This window comes from Nitratifractor salsuginis DSM 16511 (assembly GCF_000186245.1).
GTDB classification, from domain to species: domain Bacteria; phylum Campylobacterota; class Campylobacteria; order Campylobacterales; family Sulfurovaceae; genus Nitratifractor; species Nitratifractor salsuginis.
Map to the genome: position 1 here is coordinate 1,385,580 of NC_014935.1, position 19,970 is coordinate 1,405,549.

Genomic DNA, 19,970 nt, shown 5'->3' on the forward strand with positions numbered 1-19,970 from the left:
TTTTAGTGTTGTGGATAAAAAATATGGCAATTGTAGCGGGAAAGATTTAATCGTCATCTTTCATTATTAAACTTTATTATCACACAGCTCTTTTTAAGGTGCGATTTCCCTATTTCAATTCGTCCCAGCTTCCGCCCAAGCTCACCGAACACTTCAGGGGAACCTCCAGAGGATAGATATGCTCCATCGTATGCCGGAAACGTGCCGCGGTCTCCTCCGCCTGTGCCTCCGGGATCTCGAAAATCAGCTCATCGTGGATCTGCAGTAGCATCCGTGCCTCCAGGCCCTCTTCCCGGATCATCGTATCGATATCGAGCATCGCCAGCTTGATCAGATCGGCTGCGCTCCCCTGGAAAACGGTGTTGACCGCTTCGCGCAGGATCGCCGCCTTCATCATCCCCGACGCCCCCTCGTAGTCGAAGACCCGCCGACGCCGCAGCAGCGTCTCCACGTAGCCCTGCTCCTTGGCCTGCTGCTGGATCTGTTCCAGGTAGCTGCGTACGGTGGGGAAAGCGGCGAAATAGGCTTCGATGATCTCCTTGGCCTCTTTGGTCGTGATCCCCAGTTCGTCGGCCAGTTTCCGCGATCCCATTCCGTAGAGCAGGCCGAAGTTGATGGATTTGGCGAAATTCCGTTTGGCCGCCGCCTCCTCGGGGCCGAAAAGCTTGATCGCCGTGGCCATATGGATATCTTCACCTTTTTCGAAGGCTTCCCTCAATGCCGCATCCCCGCTGAAGTGGGCCAGAAGCCTCAGCTCGATCTGGGAGTAGTCGATGGAGGCGAGCCGAAAGCCCTCCTGGGCGACAAAAGCCCGCCGCACCCGGCGCCCCAGTTCACTGCGCACGGGGATATTCTGGAGGTTGGGATCTTTGGAGGCCAGGCGCCCCGTAGCGGTCCCGGTCTGGACGAAGGTGGTGTGGATGCGCCCCTCGGGGTCTTTCTCTGCCAGCTTGAGCAGAGGGTCGACATAGGTGCTGAGCATCTTTTGATGCTCCCGGTACTCCAGGATCTTCTCCACGATGGGGTGCTCACCGATGAGATTTCTCAGGACCGATTCGTTGGTGCTGTAGCCGGTTTTGGTCTTTTTGCCCCCTTTGAGTCCCAGGGTGCCGAAGAGCACATTGCCCAACTGCTGAGTCGATTTGATGTTGAACTCGGTGCCGGCCAGGGTATGGATCTCCTGTGTCAATCGAGCCAGCTCGGCGCTGAGCTCCTCTTTGAGGCTGCGCAGATGCTTCGTGTCCACCCGGATCCCCAGACGCTCCATCGCGATAAGCACATTGATGAAGGGGAACTCCACCTCCTTCGCCTCCTTGAGCAGATGCTCCAGCCCTCCTTTCTTGAAAAGCTCTGTGAGGCGGAAGTAGAGCTGCCGGGTCGCCCAGGCATCCTCGGCGGCGTAGAAGGCCGCCTCTTCCAGAGCGACACTGGAGAAATCCTCTCCCTTCTTGACCGTCTCTTTAAAAGATTTCATCTGATAGCCCAGAAACTTCTGCGCCAGGATATCGAGCCCCACCCGGGAGCCGGGATCCAGCAGCCAGGCCAGGATCATCGTATCGGCTTCGGGCTCGATGGGTTCCATCTCTAGATGGCTGTAGAGCAGAGAGAGATCGAATTTGAGGTTCTGCCCCACGATCCGATGACGCATCAGTTTTTCGATCGCCTTCTTGGCCGCTTCGAGGCTGACCTGGGGCCCCACCCCCAGATAACTGTGGGCCACAGGGACATAGTAGGCCTTCTCCTCCTCGAAGGCGAAGGAGAAGCCCACCATCTTCGCGCTGCGGGTATCCAGCCCCGTCGTCTCGGTATCGAAAGCCACGACAGCCTCTTCGGGGATCTGAGAAAAGACCGCTTCCAGCTTCTCTTCGCTCTCCAGCAGCACCGCCTCGAAAGGGGCCGGAGCCGAAACCGCAGAAGCAGCGGGCTCCTCGGCCTGCGAAGCTTTGGCGGAAGCGGCACGTCCCGATCCCTCCTGTGAAGCCCAGCGCAAAGCTTGGCGCATCTCATACTTTTCGAACTCCTCTTTCAGCGCCGCCAGATAGTTGCGATCTTCGAAGGCATACTCCTCCAGCGCGCAACTGTCGAAAACATCATCCACCAGGCGCACCAGTTCCCGGGAGAGGAAAGCCTGCTCCTCGTGCTCGATCAGGAGCTTTCGGATTCTGGGGGTTCCCGCCTCCTCGATATGGGCATAGAGATTCTCCAGGGTATGAAACTCGTTGATCAGCTTCGAAGCGGTCTTGGGGCCGATGCCGGGTACGCCGGGAACGTTATCGGAGCTGTCGCCGATAAGGGCCTGGAAATCGACGAAATCCCTCGGATGGACGCCAAATTTCTCCAGACACCCCTTCTCATCAACCGCCTTCTTCTTGACCCAATCGTAGATGTAGACCCGGTCGTCATCGAGCAGTTGGTAAAGGTCCTTGTCGGAGCTGACGATCTTGGCAACGATCCCCTGCTCCTTGCCGCATTTGGTCAAAGTAGCGATCACATCGTCGGCTTCGTAGCGGGCTTTGCTCAGGTTGGCAAAGCCCATCATCTCCACCCAGCGGATAGCGACGGGGAGCTGCTGCATCAGATCCTCCGGGGGCGCGGGACGGTTGGCTTTATATTCAGGGTAAATCTCTTTGCGAAAAGTCGGCCCCTCGCTGTCCATAGCGAAGACAATGTAATCGGTAGCGTGATCTTTCTGAAGCTGATGGATGAAGTTGACGAACCCGGTCAGCAGCCCGGTGGGGAACCCTTCGGAGTTCTTCAGCGGCGGCAGAGCGAAATAGGCCCGAAAGAAAAAGGCGAAGGTGTCGATGACGGTGATGGTTTTCATAAAGAGCACACTCCCTGTTCATAAATTGAGAGGATTTTAGCGAAATGCTCTCCTACAGGAGGAAACCTTCGATTCTATGGACCTGAACCTCCGTCAACTCGGGCACCCACTTCAGATAATCGACGAGCACTCTCCAGCGACCGGAATGAACCATCTCCTCCAGGAGCTCTTCAGAGAAGTCCATATAGTCGTGAATCATCGCATTCCGAAACCCGATCGCGGCACTCAATTCACGATAGAGCTCATCATCGATCACCCCCGTCTCATAGAGAAAACTCGCGGCATCACGACCGGTTTTGGGCACCGTGGGACAATTGTAATGTTTGAGTATCCTGCGGGATTTCCCGATCGCATTCTCGATAAGGATCTGAAGAGAGCTTCGAGCCGCCCTGCGTTGCAAAAACGAGAGTTCACCGCTCCCCGCCAACTCCTCCAGCAGTCGACTCTCCCGTTCCGCAGTCTCCCCGCAACTCTCCAAGTAGTCGTGAAAATCCATCTCCCTCTCCCTTCAGCATCAGATATTTTTCCGTCACACTTCCCAAAAGCGCCCGATCGGCACGGCGCAAGTCCACGACGTCCAAATCGCAGTCGGCCAAGCCGCATCGACGCGTCAAAACATCCCAGACGAGACTCTGTATTCCCCAGGGAGAATCCACGTGACCGTAAACGGCGATGTCGTAATCGCTCCGGCTTCCCCCATCTTCCCGGGCGCGCGAACCGAAGAGCACGGCATATTCGACCCCTTCCAGCTCCCTGTCTTTGAAACATTCACGCAACTTGTCAAGAGAAAGCTCCGGCGTTCTCCCATAGAGGCGACTTTTACCGTCAAATATCTTCATAATGAGGCAATTTTACCGAAAATGCTATAATCCCGACTCCAAAAGAGGAATCGGAAAAATTCCTATCTTCTAATTCCTGATTTCTAATTTTTGTCAAAGGAAAATTATGAGCCTCGAAACCCAACTCCGTGAACGTGCCGAAAACAAATGTGAACTCTGCGGCAGCGAAGAGAACCTGAAAGTCCGTGAAGTCCCCCCTGCCGACGGCAGCGCCGAAACCGCCATCCTGGTCTGCGAAACCTGCGATGAGCTCATCGACAATCCCGAAAAGAACCCCAACCACTGGCACTGCCTCAACGAAAGTATGTGGAGCCCCGTTCCCGCCGTTCAGGTCACCGCCTGGCGTATTCTCAAGAGCATTGCCAGCGAAGGTTGGCCCCAGGATATGCTCGATATGCTCTACCTCGAGCCCGAAGTCCAGGCCTGGGCCGAAGAGGGTCTTCAGAGCGAAAGCGAAGAAGCCCCGGTCGTCCGCGACGCCAACGGCAATCCCCTCAGCGACGGCGACAGTGTCGTCATCCTCAAAGACCTCCCCGTCAAAGGAGCCGGCTTCACCGCCAAGCAGGGGACCAAAGTCACCAACATCCGCCTCACCGACGACCCCACCCACATCCAGGGCAAAGTCAACGGCACCACCATCTTCCTCAAGACCGAGTTCCTAAAAAAAGCGTGACGCTGACCAAGGTCAGCGAATGAGGAATGAGGAATGAGGAATGAGGAAGCGAAATTAAGTACAAAATACTGGTCAATTGCTCGGTTGCTCGGTTGCTCGGTTGCTCAGTTAAAAAAGCGTTGTCAAACAACGCAAACCAAAACCATTCATCATTCACCATTCACTATTCATCATCATAAAACTCCTCACTCCTCACTCCTCACTCCTCACTGCGATTTTCATGAAAGGAACTTTTCATGAAAATCGCCCTAGTCCGCCTCACCGCGATGGGCGACGTAATCCATACCGCCGCTTCGGTCCAATTCATCAAAGCTGCCCTGCCCCAATGCGAACTCACCTGGTTCGTCGAAGAGAAATTCGCCCCCATCCTGGAGCACAATCCCCAGATCGACCGCATCGTTGCACTGAACCTCCACAGCCTGAAAAAGGGAGCAAGTCTCCGAAAGATCAAAGCCCTTGCCGGAACCGTCCGTTCCTCCGGACCCCTCGACAGTGTCATCGATGTCCAGGGACTTGTCAAATCGGCCGTCGTAGGGCGTCTGGCGGGGCGTGATCTCCACGGCCTCGATCACCGCTCCGCCCGGGAAGGGGTCGCCTCCCTGCTCTACCGCCATCGCCACAGGGTCGATTGCGCCGGCATCGCCCCGATGCGTTTCGCCTCCCTCATCGCCCAGTCGCTGGGAATCGAGATCAGCCGTGAAATGATGGCGGGCAAAAAACCTTATCTCTTCTTCGATCCCGAGAAAGATCAATCCCGGATCGACACATTTTTCAAAGCGGGTCAGCCCAATCTCCTTATCATCACCGGCGCCAGCCTGCCGAGCAAAACCTACCCCACAGAGGGGTGGATCGAAGTGATCCGCGAACTTGAGGGTGTCAATATCCTTCTGGTAGCAGGCAGCACAGATGAACGCCGGGAAGCGGAAAAGATCGCCGAAGCCACTACCGCTCGGCTTCTCCCCCCGCTCGATCTGGATGGTCTCAAATATGCCGTCTCCCGTGCCGAGGTGCTCCTGGGGGGCGACACAGGCCCCAGTCATATCGCCTGGGCGATGAACCGCCCCTCCATCCTGCTCTTCGGTTCCACCCCTCCGACGATGATGTTTGAAACCGAGCGGAATATCGCGATCACTTCAGGAGCGGATGTCCACCCCTGCCGCTTCGACAAAAACGACCGGAGCATCGCCAACATCCCTCCCGGGAAAATTCTTGGAGCGCTGGAGCGGATGCTATAATGTTACCTTCCAAACCCCTCCAATCCCGAAGAATCATCAACGAAGGATGTGAAACAGAGTCGATGGCAATCTCTTACGATCAACCGAAACCGAGCTCTCTACCGTTCGCTTTCCGCATCCTTCAGGGAACTTTGCGGATGCTCGGAGCACAGGGGCGTGATAGATTTGCCTCGGGACTGGCCCGTCTGGCCTATCATCTCGACCGCCGCCATACCCGAGTCGCCCGGGTCAATCTCGATATGGCCTTCGGCGCGAGCAAGTCTGACGAAGAGAAAAAGGCCATCACCCTCTCTGCCTACCGTAACCTCATCACCGTGGCGATGGAAACGATCCTTCTCCAGGGGATCAGCAAAGAGAAGCTGCTCGATCTCGTAGAGTTTGAAAATCCCGCAATCCTCGAGGAGGCGAAAGCCACCGGCCGTCCCATCATCTTCATCACCGCCCACTACGGCAACTGGGAACTGGGCACGCTGGCCATCGCCGCGAAATTCGACCTGCCCATTTCGGTGGTGGGTCGTCCTCTTGACTGGGAGCGGGCCAACAAAATCCTCGTAGCCACCCGGGAGCAATTCGGCGTGCGGATGATCCCCAAACGCCAAGCGATGAAAGCGATGATCGGCGTAATGAAGCAAAAGGGTGCCCTCGGGCTCGTAGTGGACCAGAATACCTCATCCAAACAGGGACTCCTGATCGATTTCTTCGGTCATCCGGCCCGCCACACCCCCTCCGCCGCCATCCTGGCCCGCAAATTCGACGCCATCGTCATCCCCGTCTTCGACCGCCCCATCGGCCGGGGCCGTTACAGGATCAGCTTTTATGATCCGATCCCTATGGAAAAAAGCGATGACCCCGACGCAGACATTCTCCGGCACGTACAGAGGGAAGCCAAAGTGACCGAAGCAGTCATCCGTTGTCATCCGGAACCCTGGCTCTGGCTCCATCAACGATGGAAAAACCAGTATCCCCATCTCTACCAAGGGAGAAAAACGTGACGATTTTGCATACCGAAGAGATGGGAGTTATCGGCGGGCAATCGCTGAGAGTCCTGGAAGACCTCAAAATCATACGGGAACTGGGGCATCACCCTATTTTGGCTTGCAAGGGAGCCAACTGGATCGCCCGGGAGGCCCGTAAACTGGAGATCGAAGTCATTGATCTACCTTTTAAAAGCCGAACCGATCTTTTTACGGCAAAAGAGATATTCAAACTAATCCGTCGTCGCCAAATCGACATCGTCCATACCCACAGCAGTATCGACAGTTATTTAGCAACCTACCCGGCCAAACTTTTGGGAAAAAGAGTTGTGCGAAGCCGTCATAGCGAATTGAGCAAAGCGCCTGGACATATCTATCGCATCGTGGACGCTATAGTAACTACCGGAGAAAAAGTAGCCGAACAGTTCAAGGTTTCAAACATCAAAAAGCCCAAAATCGTTTCTATTCCCAGCTATCCGGACGAGAGACATTTCTCCCCCGAACCCTCCCGACGGCAACGCATGCGCCTCGATCTAGGCTTCGATGATTCGACCCTCCTGCTTGGAGCAATGACCGGAACTGCCAAGGCAAAAGGGGTCGATCTTTTATTGGAGGCTTTTGCAGCTTTGTCTCCCGGATATCCGAACCTTCAACTTTTGCTCGCAGGCAATATTGATCAGTCGGCACTCGAGTCTTTAATGCAACAGGCACACCGGCACCGGATCGCAGAAAAGATTCTTTTTCTAGGACACACCGATGCCCGAGATTTTTTAGAAGCGCTCGATCTTTATATCTGCCCTTCCAGAAAAGAGGGCGTGCCCCAAGCACTGATGCAGGCGATGATGATGGGCAAGCCCTGTGTCTCTACCGACGTAGGCAGCATCGCCGAACTCAATGCCGAAAACAATCTCCCGCTGGTTCCCAGTGAAGATACCCATGCACTAACCGAAGTGCTCCAAACCTTGATAAACGACCCCCAATACCGCCTAAAACTTGGAGAGAAAAACCGTCTTCTGTCCAAGAAGTATTTTTCACGCTCAGTGATGAAAGAACGTATGGCTGATCTTTACGAAAGTCTGGGAGCGAAATATGCTTGATCAAATCAGTGTAACAATGCTGACCAAAAACTCCCAGCGTTATCTCAAAGCGTCCCTGGAAGCATTGAGCCCTTTTGATGAAGTCCTTGTTCTTGACAACGGCTCGAGTGATGCAACAATCGAAATCGCCAAGAGTTTTCCAAATGTTACGTTGGTTGAGCACCCTTTTATCGGCTTTGGGCCTTTGAAAAACCTGGCAGCCCAAAAGGCCAAACACGATTGGATCCTCTCCATCGACAGTGACGAGATCGTTCCCCCTGCACTGATCAAAGAGATCGGGCAACTCGATCCCTCCCGGATCGAAAATCTTTACGCCTTTGCCCGCCTCAATCACTATCGCGGCAAGGTAGTACGCTGCTGCGGCTGGTCCCCGGATATCGTGACGCGCATTTACAACAAACGCTTTACCCACTTTAGCGATGCCCAAGTCCACGAAAGCCTTATTATGCCGCCGGATGCCCATAAGAAGCTCCTCAATGCCGAGCTTTTGCACTACCCGTTTGACAGCACCGAAGAGCTGATCGAGAAGATGCAGCGCTATTCTACCCTCTACGCCCGGGAACACACCAAGCCCTCCAGCCCCTTCAAAGCTTTTGTTCGGGCCGGTTTCGGGTTTTTCAAAAACTATTTTTTGCAAAAGGGCTTTTTGTGCGGCTATGAGGGCTTACTTATTAGCGTTTCCAATGCCAACGGTATCTTCTACAAATACATCAAACTTTATGAAAAACAAAGAGATCGATCGTGACCTGTACCCTGTTGATCAGTACCTACAATCGCCCCGATGCCCTGCAACGGGTTCTTCAAAGCGCGCTCAAACAGACCCACCTGCCTGATGAGATTGTTATTGCCGATGACGGAAGTGGAGTGGAAACAAGAAAGACGATTGAAGCAGTGAGAAAAACAAGCCCCATCCCCCTCTTGCACGCTTGGCAGCCCGACGAGGACTTTCGTGCCGCAATGGCAAGAAACCGGGCACTCGCTATGAGCCGGGGGGACTATGTGGTAATGATCGACGGCGATATGCTCTTGCACCCCGAATTTATCCACGATCACTTGCTTTTAGCACGTGAGGGGACTTTTTTGCAAGGAGGGCGGATACTCCTATCACCGGAAGAGACCAAAAAGATGATCGAAACAGACAACCCCTTCCCTCACCTCTTTTCACCCGGCATCTCCAACCGGCTCAACGCTTTACGCCTGCCGATACTCGCAAAGCTCATTGCCCAAAAAGGTTCCCAAACCCTCAAAGGGATTCGCACGTGCAACTTTTCGCTTTTTCGAAAAGATATTCTCCGTGTCAACGGTTTTGACAACCGTTTTACGGGTTGGGGGCGGGAAGATAGTGAGTTTGCCGCACGTTTGTTGCATAGTGGTCTTCGCCGCCGGGAACTAAAATTCGCTGCATTGGCCGCGCATCTTTATCATCCTGAAGTCACGCGACGCTCCTTGGCTGAAAACGACAAAAGACTCCAACACACCCTGAATCGACGCTGCACTATTGCCGTAGATGGAGTAAACCGCTTTATTGACCCTGATGGAGGTGCCCAATGAAACTGTCGTTGGTACGCCGGCAATTTAGCCGTTTCGGAGGAGGAGAACTCTTTTTACAAACATTGTATGAAGGATTGCGCAAACGGGGAGCCGATGTGGAGATTGTTCAATTCTCTCAACCCTCCTGGTTGCCTTCCTGGGTAAAAATGCTGCTTTACAACGCCCAGGCTTGCAAAAAGAAGGAAGACCGCTTTTACTACTCTCTCGATCGCCTGAGTTGCCTGGAACTTTATAACGCCGGAGGAGGGGTCCACCGGGAATTCCTCAAACACAAAGGTTTCACGCTTAATCCCCTGCATCCCGTCTATCTCCGGTTGGAAAAAAAGACCTTTGAAAACTCCACCCGCATCATCGCAGTTTCTCAAATGGTCAAAAATGATATCCTGCGGCACTACAAGATCCCTCCCGAGAAAATCAGTGTGATCTATAACGGCATCCCTTTCCAAACGATCGACGATAGGGCCATTGAAAATATGCGCCGGGAAGTTCTTGACGAATACGGTATCGATGCGGATCTTCCGATCGTTCTCTTTGTCGGAAGCGGTTTCAAGCGCAAAGGAGTCCGTGAGTTTCTCCAGGCTCTGTCCAAGCTTCAACGCCCCTTTCACGCTTTTGTCGTCGGCAAAGAGAGCAAACTTTCATACTATCGGCTTCTTAGCCGAGAGCTTGGCATCGAGGAGCATATTAGCTTTACCGGCCCCAGGCAAGATGTCGAGCGTTTTTACGCGGCAAGTGATATTTTCTTTTTTCCCACCCGTTACGAGCCCTTCGGCAATGTCGTATTGGAGGCGATGAACTATAAAAACGCGGTCATCACTACCCGTCAATGCGGCGCGGGGGAGTTGATCGATTCCCGCTATCTCCTCGATAAATCTGATGACCCCCATGCCGTCGAACTATTGCGCGAGCTCATCGACAATCCCCAAATACGCCAAAAGGTTCAAAAGGACAACTATCAAATCGCAAGCCGATATACTATAGAGCATAATATCGATGAAACTCTCCGCTTAATCAAAAAGATCACAGAAGAGAAACGATGAAGATCCTTATCAGTAAATTTATGCACATCGGCGATGTTTTGCTCATCACCCCTCTTTTAAGTAATCTAAAGCACTACTACCCCGATGCCTCCATCGATGTGGCACTCAATGAGGGAACCGAAGAGATGCTCACATTGCACCCGGCCCTCAATCGCCTCCATATTTATCGACGCAGCCAAATCAAAAAACTTCCACCTCTTCAGAGATTAAAAGCGGAATTGGCCTATGCTCAGGAAATTCGAAAAGAACGCTACGATCTACTCATCAACCTGACCCGGGGAGATCGAGGCTTGATGATCGCCGCCTATTCAGGCGCCAAAGAAATAGTCAGTTTCCTTTCTGAAAAAAATCCCTGGCTCAACCGCTTTGTAGACAAAGCCCTTACGCGGCTGCACCACCGGCACTGGGTCGATATCAACCTCGATGCCCTAAGGGTCCTGGATAGAGAACCTCTCTCCAAAAGAGTAGAAATATTTTGGAGTGAAAGCACTGATGAGAAGATCGACACACTTTTAAAAGATCATCAACTCGAAGAGAAGAAATTCATCCACTTTCACCCTGTTTCCCGCTGGCTTTTCAAATGCCTCGCAGACGAGACGGCCGCAAGTTTGATCGATTTTTGCCAAAATGAGCTCAGCCTCCCGGTAGTCATTACCGCCGCTCCTATCAAAGAAGAACGAGACAAAGTGCAAGCCATTTTGAGACACTGCCAAAGCACTCCCATCGATTTATCGGGTCAATTGAGCCTCAAAGAGACGGCCGCGCTCAATAAACGCAGCCACGCCTACATCGGCGTCGATACCGCCATTATGCATATCAGCGCCGCCAACGACACGCCCACCCTCGCCTTTTTCGGCCCCAGTATCCCCTACGCCTGGGGACCGTGGGACAATACAATGATGCACAACGGCTATCGCTGCTACCGGGGCAATCAGCGCATGGGGAAACATCAAATCATTCAAAAAGATTGGGATTGTGTCCCCTGTGATGCCAAGGGATGTAATAATAGTGGAGTTAGTGACTGTCTGATAAAATTGAATCAGAGAAAAATTCAAAATGAAATTTATCAATTCATTCAGAAGATTGAACTATGAAAAGAGAAAAGACTTTAAAGTATGAAAAATTTACTATAAAAGAGTCGGATTATAACTTTTTGTCAGAATTGGAATCAAAATCAGAATTATTATTGAAGAAAAAACATAGGATTATTATATTAGTCACAGGCAAACCGGGATGTGGCAAAAGTACCTTTGGAAAGTTCGTTAGAAAAAAGGGGTTTGGGAATTTCTCACCGTCAGAGATCTCTGTTATTGATGATGATGTAATGAGTAGAGAACATTTGTTTGGGCTCATCAGAACAAAGATGAAGTCTCCTTCATCCACTCCAGACAACTTAGCACCGTTTTTGAAATTATTGCCGAAAAGAAAAAAGATAATCTTTTATATAAATAGCTTTCCCGGAAAAAGGATAGATAAGGCTGATATTGTTTTGGTTCTTCATACTGATGAGGAAGCTAGAGAAAAAAGACTATTAAAAAGAGTTGGAGAATCACAAAACTTTGATAATCTCTTAACCTCCGACTATGATATTAGTACCATAAAATATACTTATAAAGTCTTTGGATGTACAAGGTAGTTCTCTTCAACATTGATCTCTCAGGTGGAGCAGGTAAATTCATCATTACATTAGCCAATGCCTTGGCCGAAGAGGGAGTTTCCGTCCATATCGTTATTCTCGAAGAGAAAACAGAATATGATCTTCCTCCGGAACTTTCACTCCATATTCTCAATCCCAGAGCTCCCAAAAGATCCCTTGCCAAAGCGCTTAAAAAGTATATCGATCAGATAGGTTCCGTCGATCTGATCTTTTCCAATTCAACACCTTCAAATAAAATCCTTTCATTTCTCGATCTTCCCAACGCCTATCATATCGTCCACAGCGCCGAAACCAAAAACTACACCGGACCATTAGGAGTGCTGAAAGATATTCTAAGAAAGAATAAGTATCGCCGGCTTTATAACGGGAAAAAGCTCATCACCGTCTCCAAGGGATTGCAGCGTTATATTCTTGATGATCTCAACGCCCACCCTAAAACGATTCAGACTATCTATAATCCTTTTGAGATCAACGCAATTCAAAACGCAGCTCTGCAAAATTTAGAAGAGCTCCCAAAAGAACCCTACCTCTTGCATGTAGGCAGACTGGATATAAGCAGCAAACGTCACGATCTATTGCTGGAGGCATACAAAAAAGCCTCTGTTGCGTTCAAGCTCTATATTGTAGGAGAAGGAGAGGATAGAGAAGAGATTCAAACGCTGATCCATAAAATGAATCTTTCAGGAAAGGTGATTTTACAAGGACATAGCCCCAATCCATACGCTTGGATGAAACGTGCTAAATTATTGATCCTCTCATCGGATTTCGAAGGCTTTGGCAGGGTTCTGGCTGAGGCATTGATCGCAGGAACGCCTGTCGTGAGTACTGATTGCCCCAGCGGCCCGGCAGAGATCCTTACGGGCTCTTTGCAATCCTATCTCTCACCTCCAGGAGACAGCAACGCTCTAGCCGAAAACATTCTAAAAGCACTTGAATATTATCCGGACATTTCGAAGCTCGGTCTCTCTCATTTGTCTGTTGAAAATGTAGCCAAAGAATATATGACACTTATAGATAAGATATCTAACAAGGAAACCTTTTATGAATAACTATTTCTCAAATATTTTTTCCTATTTCAAAACTTTCCATCCAAGTTTCCATCTACTATTAAATATTCTATTCCTTATCTATGCCGCCCTACTTCCTTTTTCTGACGCCTTCAGCTCCCATACAGGTCCTTGGCTACTTCTATTGTTTTGGCTATTGGAGGGAAATCTTCCCAAAAAAATTCGTATGTTATTAAATGAAAAAGTTATTGTATGGTGGCTGCTCTTTCTTGGGTTTTCCTTTTTATCTCTAAGCTGGACCGGTAACATTCATGACGGTATGCATATTCTCAAATACTACTTTGCCATTGCCATTGTTATGGGTACTCTATATACCTCTCTTGACAAAAAATTCTCTTTTTGGATCATCTACACTTTTCTGGGAGCTATGTTTATCAGTGAAGTCATCTCCTACGGTATCTATTTCGACTTGTGGCAAACCAAACGAGGTAGTCCGCAAAACCCCACCCCTTTTATGCACCATGTCATCTACAGTATTTTTTTGGCAATTACGATCATTCTCCTTTTGGGACATATTTTCAATACAAAAAATCATAAATGGCTCAGGATATTGGAACTTTTCTTTCTGCTTTCCGTCACCGGAAATCTCTTTATCAATGGCGGGAGAACCGGACAATTGGCAATGATTCTTGGTGTCATTACCTTTGCTGTTACACGCTATGGTATGAGAATCAAAACCTTTGCTCTCACACTCGTTATACTAGCGGGAGTCTTCTCTGGCGCCTATTTGCTTAGTCCAAATTTTCAAAATCGTATCTCTCAGGGCTTGAGCGATATACACAATATCCAGCAGGGAAAACTCGATAATTCTTGGGGATATCGTGTTGCGATGATAGAAATCTCTCTACAAAATATCACTCAACATCCGTTTATCGGGAATGGAGTCGGAGATGTCAAAGAAGCTTTTAGAAAAACTCTTCGCAAAACACCTCTCAAAAAATACTCTTTTTTACAAAACGTTCTACATGTCCATAATCAATATCTCCAAATCACTATGCAAACAGGAATAATCGGCCTTTTTCTATTTCTCGCTTTTCTTATCTCACTCTTTTTCGAAACAAAAAAACTCAGAAAAGACCAGCGAAGTATTTTTTATGGAGTTCTCGTGATCTTCTTATTCTCTTTTTTCACCGATGTTCCTTTACGTAGTTATACTTCAGGACTGTTCGGCTTAGTCATAGGTTACTTTATATCAAATTTACCAAACGATGAAAAAGCATAAATTGGATTCTCTCTAATCCAGCTCAAGTGGAGAATCCCTGAAACTTATTTACAATGACTTTGGATAAAATTACAGTCCATCAATATCTAAATCTAAAAACAGGAAAACCATGTCCAAAATCGCCATTGCAGGAACCGGATATGTAGGCCTCTCCAACGGCCTGCTTCTTGCTCAACACAATGAAGTCGTCGCCCTGGACATCATTCCCGAGAAGATCGAAAAGATCAATCAGGGAATCTCTCCCATCGAAGATAGGGAGATCAAAGCCTTTTTACCCCAAATGATTGAGCGAGGTTCCTTTCGGGCTACCCTCGACAAGGAGGAGGCGTACCGGGAAGCTGAATATGTGATTATCGCCACACCCACTGATTATGATCCGCAAAACAACTACTTTAACACCAAAAGTGTCGAATCGGTCATCGCCGATGTCCTGGCGATCAATCCCGAAGCGGTTATGGTCATCAAATCTACCGTACCGGTCGGATACACTCAAGCAGTCCGGGAAAAGTTTCAAACCTATAACATCATCTTCTCTCCCGAATTCCTTCGAGAGGGTGACCTGCTCCCCAAAATCCAATCCACTTCCAGAGTTAGAATATAATTTTTCTGACAAAGGGAGCCAAGAATGAAGAAACGATTTACCGAGGAGCAGATCGTTAGGATCTTGCAGGAAGCAGAACGGGCCCAGACAGACCAGGAGATCATCCGGAAATATAATATTTCCGATACGACTTTTTACCGCTGGAAAAAGCTGTATGGTGGGATGGGCGTCTCTGAAGTCAAACGGCTCAAAGAACTCGAAAGAGAGAACGCCAAACTCAAGAAACTATTGGCGGAACAGATGCTCGTCAATGAGGCTTTAAAGGAGGTGGTAGAAAAAAAGTGGTAAGGCCCGAGCAGAAGCGTAGAGCCGTGCGGATGATGCAAGAACGGAACGTTTCGCAGCGGCGGGCCTGTAAAGAGATCGGTCTGAACCGATCGACTCTGTGCTATAAACCGAAACAAGCTCTCAAAGATAAGCCGCTAGCCGAATCGATCAAAGCACTCAGCGAGAAGTATCCCCGTTTCGGTTATCGGCGTATCACGGTGATGCTGAGCCGACAGATGAAGGAAAAGGTCAATTCAAAACGAGTCTATCGCCTGTGGAAGATATTGAATCTCCAACTGCCAAAGAAACGGCCCAGACGTAGACGCCCCGGCTCCGATCCGATCAAACTCCAATCCGAACATGCCAATCAGGTCTGGAGTTATGATTTCGTCAGTGACCGGGCCGCCAACGGCCAGAAGCTCAAGATCCTTGTTGTCGTGGATGAATACACCCGGGAGTGTCTGGCCCTGGAAGTAGCCGCTTCCATCCGAAGCCCTCATCTCATCGAGACCCTCTCCCGATTGATGACCTTGTACGGGAAACCTCAGTTCATTCGAAGCGACAACGGTCCGGAGTTCACGGCCAATGTGGTAAAAGAGTGGGTGAATGTCTCCACCGGCTAATAGCCGGTGGCTTCAGATTACGGCTGAAAGCCGGTCATTCAGCCTGAAGGCCGTCGGTTGATCAGACAACTCGGAACTCATCATCAAGCTCTGGTGGTTGTTGGTTCTTGATATATTCCATCCAGACTTCATCGGTCACATTTCCACTCGTTGCAACCCAGTATCCTCTCGCCCACAAATGCTGCCCCCAATACCGCTTCTTCAGCATCCGAAATTCACTCATCAATTTATGCGAACTCTTCCCTTTCAAATATTGCACTGCCTTTGATACGGACATATTTGGCGGTATCCCTATCAACAAATGTACATGATCCCGATTGATGGATCCTGCATAAATCACCATCTCCCGACTCATCGCAATCTCACGTAACAAATCTCGGCATCGGTACCCCACATCCCCTTTTAAGACGGGATAACGGTATTTTGTCGTCCACACGAGATGGTATTTACAGTCCCATACTGTATGCCCACCATTTCTATACTCTTGCATCTTTCAAGCATACCATATCCCGGCCGCCTAAAGGCGTGGGGTTTACGGATCCCCGATGGGGGACTCTAAAAGAACATCGGATCGGACCCTCTTTTATCGAACCGGGCTCTCCCTGGCAGAATGCCTATGTGGAGAGCTTCAATGGAAAGTTCAGGGATGAGTGCCTTAACCGGGAATGGTTTCATAACCGAAAAGAGGCAAAAGTCATTATTGAACGATGGCGTCAATACTATAACCAGGAACGACCGCACAGTGCCTTGGGTTATCAGCCACCAACCAAGGTTTCAGGCAGGAAAAATGCCGCCTGATATACAATCGAACTCTAACTCTGGGGTTGGATCTGAATTTGGGAGCAGGTCAAGGGCAAAGCGCTCTATGACAATCTGCATCCTTCCAGGATCGTAGTCGGGGAGCGTAGCGAGCGGGCGAAACGTTTTGCCGATCTGCTCCTGGAAGGGGCTGAAGACAAAGAGGTCCCGATCCTTCTGACCGACAGCACCGAAGCCGAGGCAATCAAACTATTTGCCAACACTTATCTGGCGATGCGCGTCGCCTATTTCAACGAGCTCGACAGCTACTGCGAAACCCACGGCCTGGATACCCGACAAGTCATCGAGGGGGTGGGTCTCGATCCCCGGATCGGTATGCACTACAACAATCCCTCCTTCGGATACGGGGGCTATTGCCTACCCAAAGATACTAAGCAGCTCCTGGCCAACTACGCTAATGTACCGAGCAATCTTATCCGCGCCATCGTCGATGCCAACCGAACCCGAAAGGATTTCATCGCCGATCGGATCATAGATCGCCTTCCCAAAGACTCTTTCGGTTATCCCGCCGGCACGGTGGGAGTCTACCGGCTGGTGATGAAACAAGGCAGTGACAATTTTCGTTCCAGCGCTATTCAGGGAATCATGAAACGACTCAAAGCCAAGGGGATCGAAGTGATTATCTATGAACCCAGTCTGAAGGAGGAGCGTTTTTTTTCCAATCGGAAGTGGTGCGGGATCTGGACAGTTTCAAAGAGCGCAGTGATGTCATCGTGGCCAATCGTATGAGTGAAGTGTTGGAGGATGTGAAAGAGAAAGTCTACACCCGCGATCTCTTCGGAAACGATTGAAACGGTATGCAACTCTTCACCAACCTCTACCTGGCTCATCCTCCTGCGTTATTATAGTCATTAAAATAATCCTTGATTAATGTATAGAATCCTATAATACATAAAAGTAAAACTAATGTTGACTTATAGATTTATTTCAATTCTAATTGAATAATGTGTAGTGTGCTGAGGTGCAAGCAAAAAGGTTATATTTGCAAAAAATATTTGTTACCGGCGGAGCCGGCTATATCGGATCACATACCTGTGTAGAGCTTCTCAATGCGGGATACGACGTGATCGTTTATGACAATCTCTCCAATGCCAGCAAAGAGGTATTGCGTCGTGTCGAGAAGATCACCGGCAAACCTTTGACCTTCGTCAAAGGGGATATCCGTGATGGCGATACGCTCGAAGAGGCGATGCAAGGGTGTGACGCCGTTATCCATTTCGCGGGCTTGAAGGCGGTGGGTGAATCGGTCGAGAAGCCGCTGGAATATTACGACAACAACGTCTGCGGCACAGTCACTCTGCTAAAGAGTATGCAAAAGATCGGTCTCAAAGCGATCGTCTTCAGCTCTTCGGCTACCGTCTACGGCGATCCGGAGTTCCTCCCCCTGACCGAGGAACACCCTCTCCGGACCACCAATCCCTACGGACAGACAAAATTGGTGATCGAGGAGATCCTCCGTGATCTATACCGTGCCGATCCCTCCTCCTGGCGTATCTCGATCCTGCGCTATTTCAACCCCGTCGGAGCGCACGAAAGCGGCCTGATCGGGGAGGATCCCCGGGGAATCCCCAACAATCTCATGCCTTTTGTCTCCCAGGTGGCAGTGGGCCGCAGAGATGAGCTGCAAGTCTTTGGCGGCGATTACGACACCCACGACGGAACGGGGGTCCGCGACTATATCCACGTCGTCGATCTGGCCCGGGGCCACCTGGCCGCCCTGAAAACACTCGAAAGCGCCCCCCAATGCGAAGCCGTCAATCTCGGCACCGGCAAGGGTTACAGTGTTCTCGATGTAGTCAAAGCCTTCGAAAAAGCCTCCGGCAAAAAGGTCCCCTACCGCATCACCACCCGTCGCCCCGGAGACATCGCCACCTGTTACGCCAACCCCGGAAAAGCAAAAGAGCTTCTGGGGTGGGAAGCGCAATACGGCCTGGAAAAAATGTGTGAAGATACGTGGAACTTCCAATCCAATAATCCGGAAGGGATCCGATAAATTTCAGACAAACTACTCTGGAATATTTTGATTATCTCCGCGAAATGACAGTAAAAACCAAAAGGGTATCTTTTGAAAACAAATAAAAATGTGATTGGAGAAAGCGGTATCAAATTCGGAACCAGCGGTGCAAGAGGTTTGGTCACAGATTTCACACCTGACGTTTGCGCCGCTTTTACCATCTCCTTTTTGAAAACCGTTGAAAAAGACTATACCTTCCAAAGGGTGGCAGTCGCCATGGACAATCGGCCGAGTAGTCCCGAGATGGCAGCATCTGTCTGCGCCGCTATCGAATCTTGCGGTTATGATGTCGATTTCTATGGAGTGTTACCGACTCCAGCACTGGCTTTGCAATCCATGATGGACAACGTGCCCTCTATCATGATTACGGGCAGTCACATCCCCTTCGATCGAAACGGCATAAAATTTTATAGACCAGACGGTGAAATAAGCAAAAAGGATGAAGTTGGAATTTTAAATAACTCAAACCCGTTTATAACTGTAAATCCGAAATTGCCTCAAACAAAAAATACTGCCCAAATCACTTATCACGATAGATATAAAAACTACTTCGGAGACAAATGCCTGAATGGTCTGAAGATAGGTATCTATGAACATTCAAGTGCAGGAAGGGATTTGTATGCCAAACTTTTCACTGCTCTTGGCGCACAAGTGACGTGCCTGGGTAGATCCGATGAATTTGTACCCATTGATACAGAAGCGGTATCGGATTTGGATAAGGAACGTGCCAAATCCTGGTCAGAAGAGCATGGTTTTGATCTCATATTTTCCACAGACGGAGACGGGGACCGACCGCTCATAGCTGATGAGAGAGGAAATTGGCTCAGGGGAGATATCGTAGGAATACTCACCTCGAAACTGCTTGGTATCGAAGCTTTGGCGGTTCCTGTTAGTTGCAATACCGCTATTGAAAAAAGTGGTTTTTTTAAGGGGGTCAAGAGGACCAGGATCGGTTCACCCTATGTGATAGAGGCCTTCAAAGAATTAAAAACCTATCATTCATTTGCAGGATTTGAGGCTAATGGTGGATTCTTGTTAGGCTCGGATCTAAATGATTCCGGGAATACTCTACGCTCACTTCCAACCAGGGATGCACTGTTACCCTTCATGGTTTTAGCGAGTCACATAGCGAAAGAAAAAATTCCTCTGTCGGAACTTGTCGTACGACTTCCCCGAAGATTTACTTCCAGTGACAGAATCCAGAATATTCCAAAGAACCAGAGCTTGTCACTTATAGAGCAAGTGCTTTCAAATCCAAATAAGATGATAGAAACTTTTGGATTGACTAATCAGAAAGTTGTTGAAATTGATCGAACCGATGGTGTGAGGATGACACTGGACAATGATGTCATCATACATTTGCGGCCATCGGGCAATGCTCCAGAGCTCAGGTGTTATGTAGAAACAGATAATCAAAATTATTCAGACGAGCTTGTCAGACAGGTATTATCGGCAATAAATAGATAG

Annotated in this window: 21 protein-coding genes and 1 pseudogene; 18 read left to right on the forward strand and 4 right to left on the reverse strand. The window is 49.7% G+C overall.

Going from position 1 to position 19,970, the window contains the following annotated elements:
* Positions 1-109: 109 nt before the first annotated feature.
* From polA to NITSA_RS11130, 3 genes are read right to left on the reverse strand one after another with little or no spacing between them, the layout of a single operon-like run.
* Complete coding sequence (polA, locus tag NITSA_RS07025; protein WP_013554327.1) at positions 110-2,824, reverse strand: DNA polymerase I; 2,715 nt, start codon at positions 2,822-2,824, stop codon at positions 110-112.
* A 52-nt stretch (positions 2,825-2,876) separates the two neighbouring features.
* On the reverse strand, positions 2,877-3,320 hold the full coding sequence (gene hepT / locus NITSA_RS07030; protein WP_013554328.1) for a type VII toxin-antitoxin system HepT family RNase toxin: 444 nt from the start codon (positions 3,318-3,320) through the stop codon (positions 2,877-2,879).
* Positions 3,235-3,663, reverse strand: coding sequence for a nucleotidyltransferase domain-containing protein (locus tag NITSA_RS11130; RefSeq protein ID WP_083799862.1), 429 nt, complete (start codon positions 3,661-3,663; stop codon positions 3,235-3,237). The genes hepT and NITSA_RS11130 overlap by 86 nt, the downstream gene beginning before the upstream one ends.
* A 106-nt stretch (positions 3,664-3,769) precedes the next feature.
* On the opposite strand from NITSA_RS11130, the gene NITSA_RS07040 reads away from it, so the two are divergent.
* The 14 genes from NITSA_RS07040 (at position 3,770) to NITSA_RS07105 (ending at position 15,670) form a co-directional block, all read left to right on the forward strand.
* On the forward strand, positions 3,770-4,336 hold the full coding sequence (locus tag NITSA_RS07040) for a PhnA domain-containing protein (protein WP_013554329.1): 567 nt from the start codon (positions 3,770-3,772) through the stop codon (positions 4,334-4,336).
* Positions 4,337-4,572: 236 nt separating this feature from the next.
* The gene (gene waaC / locus NITSA_RS07045; RefSeq protein WP_013554330.1) at positions 4,573-5,571 is read left to right on the forward strand and encodes a lipopolysaccharide heptosyltransferase I; all 999 of its coding nucleotides are present in this window, start codon (positions 4,573-4,575) and stop codon (positions 5,569-5,571) included.
* Between the two features lie 62 nt (positions 5,572-5,633).
* Positions 5,634-6,563, forward strand: a complete 930-nt coding sequence (locus NITSA_RS07050) for a lipid A biosynthesis lauroyl acyltransferase (RefSeq protein WP_169308535.1) — start codon at positions 5,634-5,636, stop codon at positions 6,561-6,563.
* The gene (locus NITSA_RS07055) at positions 6,560-7,642 is read left to right on the forward strand and encodes a glycosyltransferase family 4 protein (RefSeq protein WP_013554332.1); all 1,083 of its coding nucleotides are present in this window, start codon (positions 6,560-6,562) and stop codon (positions 7,640-7,642) included. Before NITSA_RS07050 ends, NITSA_RS07055 begins: the two co-directional genes overlap by 4 nt.
* A complete protein-coding gene (locus NITSA_RS11515; protein WP_013554333.1) occupies positions 7,635-8,387 on the forward strand; it encodes a glycosyltransferase family 2 protein in 753 nt (250 codons plus the stop codon). Before NITSA_RS07055 ends, NITSA_RS11515 begins: the two co-directional genes overlap by 8 nt.
* Entirely contained in the window at positions 8,384-9,193 is an 810-nt protein-coding gene (locus NITSA_RS11520) for a glycosyltransferase family 2 protein (RefSeq protein WP_013554334.1), read from the forward strand. Before NITSA_RS11515 ends, NITSA_RS11520 begins: the two co-directional genes overlap by 4 nt.
* A complete protein-coding gene (locus NITSA_RS07070) occupies positions 9,190-10,233 on the forward strand; it encodes a glycosyltransferase family 4 protein (protein ID WP_013554335.1) in 1,044 nt (347 codons plus the stop codon). The genes NITSA_RS11520 and NITSA_RS07070 overlap by 4 nt, the downstream gene beginning before the upstream one ends.
* A complete protein-coding gene (gene rfaQ, locus NITSA_RS07075) occupies positions 10,230-11,327 on the forward strand; it encodes a putative lipopolysaccharide heptosyltransferase III (protein ID WP_013554336.1) in 1,098 nt (365 codons plus the stop codon). The genes NITSA_RS07070 and rfaQ overlap by 4 nt, the downstream gene beginning before the upstream one ends.
* A complete protein-coding gene (locus NITSA_RS07080; protein ID WP_013554337.1) occupies positions 11,324-11,869 on the forward strand; it encodes an AAA family ATPase in 546 nt (181 codons plus the stop codon). Before rfaQ ends, NITSA_RS07080 begins: the two co-directional genes overlap by 4 nt.
* Complete coding sequence (locus NITSA_RS07085) at positions 11,857-12,939, forward strand: glycosyltransferase (RefSeq protein WP_013554338.1); 1,083 nt, start codon at positions 11,857-11,859, stop codon at positions 12,937-12,939. Before NITSA_RS07080 ends, NITSA_RS07085 begins: the two co-directional genes overlap by 13 nt.
* Positions 12,932-14,179 carry an O-antigen ligase family protein gene (locus NITSA_RS07090; protein WP_013554339.1) on the forward strand — a complete coding sequence of 416 codons (1,248 nt, stop codon included), beginning with the start codon at positions 12,932-12,934 and terminating at the stop codon, positions 14,177-14,179. Before NITSA_RS07085 ends, NITSA_RS07090 begins: the two co-directional genes overlap by 8 nt.
* A 109-nt stretch (positions 14,180-14,288) precedes the next feature.
* Positions 14,289-14,780, forward strand: a complete 492-nt coding sequence (locus NITSA_RS07095) for a UDP-glucose 6-dehydrogenase family protein (protein WP_083799864.1) — start codon at positions 14,289-14,291, stop codon at positions 14,778-14,780.
* A gap of 24 nt (positions 14,781-14,804) precedes the next feature.
* Complete coding sequence (locus NITSA_RS07100; RefSeq protein WP_013554340.1) at positions 14,805-15,068, forward strand: transposase; 264 nt, start codon at positions 14,805-14,807, stop codon at positions 15,066-15,068.
* Between the two features lie 29 nt (positions 15,069-15,097).
* On the forward strand, positions 15,098-15,670 hold the full coding sequence (locus NITSA_RS07105; RefSeq protein ID WP_042204331.1) for a DDE-type integrase/transposase/recombinase: 573 nt from the start codon (positions 15,098-15,100) through the stop codon (positions 15,668-15,670).
* A gap of 61 nt (positions 15,671-15,731) precedes the next feature.
* Here NITSA_RS07105 and tnpA read toward each other — a convergent pair whose 3' ends face one another.
* Positions 15,732-16,160 carry an IS200/IS605 family transposase gene (tnpA, locus tag NITSA_RS07110; RefSeq protein ID WP_013553795.1) on the reverse strand — a complete coding sequence of 143 codons (429 nt, stop codon included), beginning with the start codon at positions 16,158-16,160 and terminating at the stop codon, positions 15,732-15,734.
* Positions 16,161-16,249: 89 nt separating this feature from the next.
* Between tnpA and NITSA_RS11305 the strand changes: the two are divergent.
* The 4 genes and pseudogenes from NITSA_RS11305 to NITSA_RS07125 form a co-directional block, all read left to right on the forward strand.
* A pseudogene (locus NITSA_RS11305) lies at positions 16,250-16,468 on the forward strand (integrase core domain-containing protein); the annotation flags it as partial.
* A 90-nt stretch (positions 16,469-16,558) separates the two neighbouring features.
* The gene (locus NITSA_RS07115; protein WP_281031948.1) at positions 16,559-17,218 is read left to right on the forward strand and encodes a UDP-glucose 6-dehydrogenase family protein; all 660 of its coding nucleotides are present in this window, start codon (positions 16,559-16,561) and stop codon (positions 17,216-17,218) included.
* Between the two features lie 253 nt (positions 17,219-17,471).
* A complete protein-coding gene (galE, locus tag NITSA_RS07120; RefSeq protein ID WP_148224957.1) occupies positions 17,472-18,482 on the forward strand; it encodes a UDP-glucose 4-epimerase GalE in 1,011 nt (336 codons plus the stop codon).
* 72 nt (positions 18,483-18,554) lie between these two features.
* The gene (locus tag NITSA_RS07125) at positions 18,555-19,970 is read left to right on the forward strand and encodes a phosphomannomutase (RefSeq protein ID WP_013554343.1); all 1,416 of its coding nucleotides are present in this window, start codon (positions 18,555-18,557) and stop codon (positions 19,968-19,970) included.

Excerpts from the sequence above, each read along its gene's own strand:
- polA (WP_013554327.1), bottom strand. The coding sequence starts at position 2,824 with ATGAAAACCATCACCGTCATCGACACCTTCGCCTTTTTCTTTCGGGCC.
- hepT (WP_013554328.1), bottom strand. The coding sequence starts at position 3,320 with ATGGATTTTCACGACTACTTGGAGAGTTGCGGGGAGACTGCGGAACGG.
- NITSA_RS11130 (WP_083799862.1), bottom strand. The coding sequence starts at position 3,663 with ATGAAGATATTTGACGGTAAAAGTCGCCTCTATGGGAGAACGCCGGAG.
- NITSA_RS07040 (WP_013554329.1), top strand. The coding sequence starts at position 3,770 with ATGAGCCTCGAAACCCAACTCCGTGAACGTGCCGAAAACAAATGTGAA.
- waaC (WP_013554330.1), top strand. The coding sequence starts at position 4,573 with ATGAAAATCGCCCTAGTCCGCCTCACCGCGATGGGCGACGTAATCCAT.
- NITSA_RS07050 (WP_169308535.1), top strand. The coding sequence starts at position 5,634 with ATGGCAATCTCTTACGATCAACCGAAACCGAGCTCTCTACCGTTCGCT.
- NITSA_RS11515 (WP_013554333.1), top strand. The coding sequence starts at position 7,635 with ATGCTTGATCAAATCAGTGTAACAATGCTGACCAAAAACTCCCAGCGT.
- NITSA_RS07070 (WP_013554335.1), top strand. The coding sequence starts at position 9,190 with ATGAAACTGTCGTTGGTACGCCGGCAATTTAGCCGTTTCGGAGGAGGA.
- rfaQ (WP_013554336.1), top strand. The coding sequence starts at position 10,230 with ATGAAGATCCTTATCAGTAAATTTATGCACATCGGCGATGTTTTGCTC.
- NITSA_RS07080 (WP_013554337.1), top strand. The coding sequence starts at position 11,324 with ATGAAAAGAGAAAAGACTTTAAAGTATGAAAAATTTACTATAAAAGAG.
- NITSA_RS07085 (WP_013554338.1), top strand. The coding sequence starts at position 11,857 with ATGTACAAGGTAGTTCTCTTCAACATTGATCTCTCAGGTGGAGCAGGT.
- NITSA_RS07090 (WP_013554339.1), top strand. The coding sequence starts at position 12,932 with ATGAATAACTATTTCTCAAATATTTTTTCCTATTTCAAAACTTTCCAT.
- NITSA_RS07095 (WP_083799864.1), top strand. The coding sequence starts at position 14,289 with ATGTCCAAAATCGCCATTGCAGGAACCGGATATGTAGGCCTCTCCAAC.
- NITSA_RS07100 (WP_013554340.1), top strand. The coding sequence starts at position 14,805 with ATGAAGAAACGATTTACCGAGGAGCAGATCGTTAGGATCTTGCAGGAA.
- NITSA_RS07105 (WP_042204331.1), top strand. The coding sequence starts at position 15,098 with ATGATGCAAGAACGGAACGTTTCGCAGCGGCGGGCCTGTAAAGAGATC.
- tnpA (WP_013553795.1), bottom strand. The coding sequence starts at position 16,160 with ATGCAAGAGTATAGAAATGGTGGGCATACAGTATGGGACTGTAAATAC.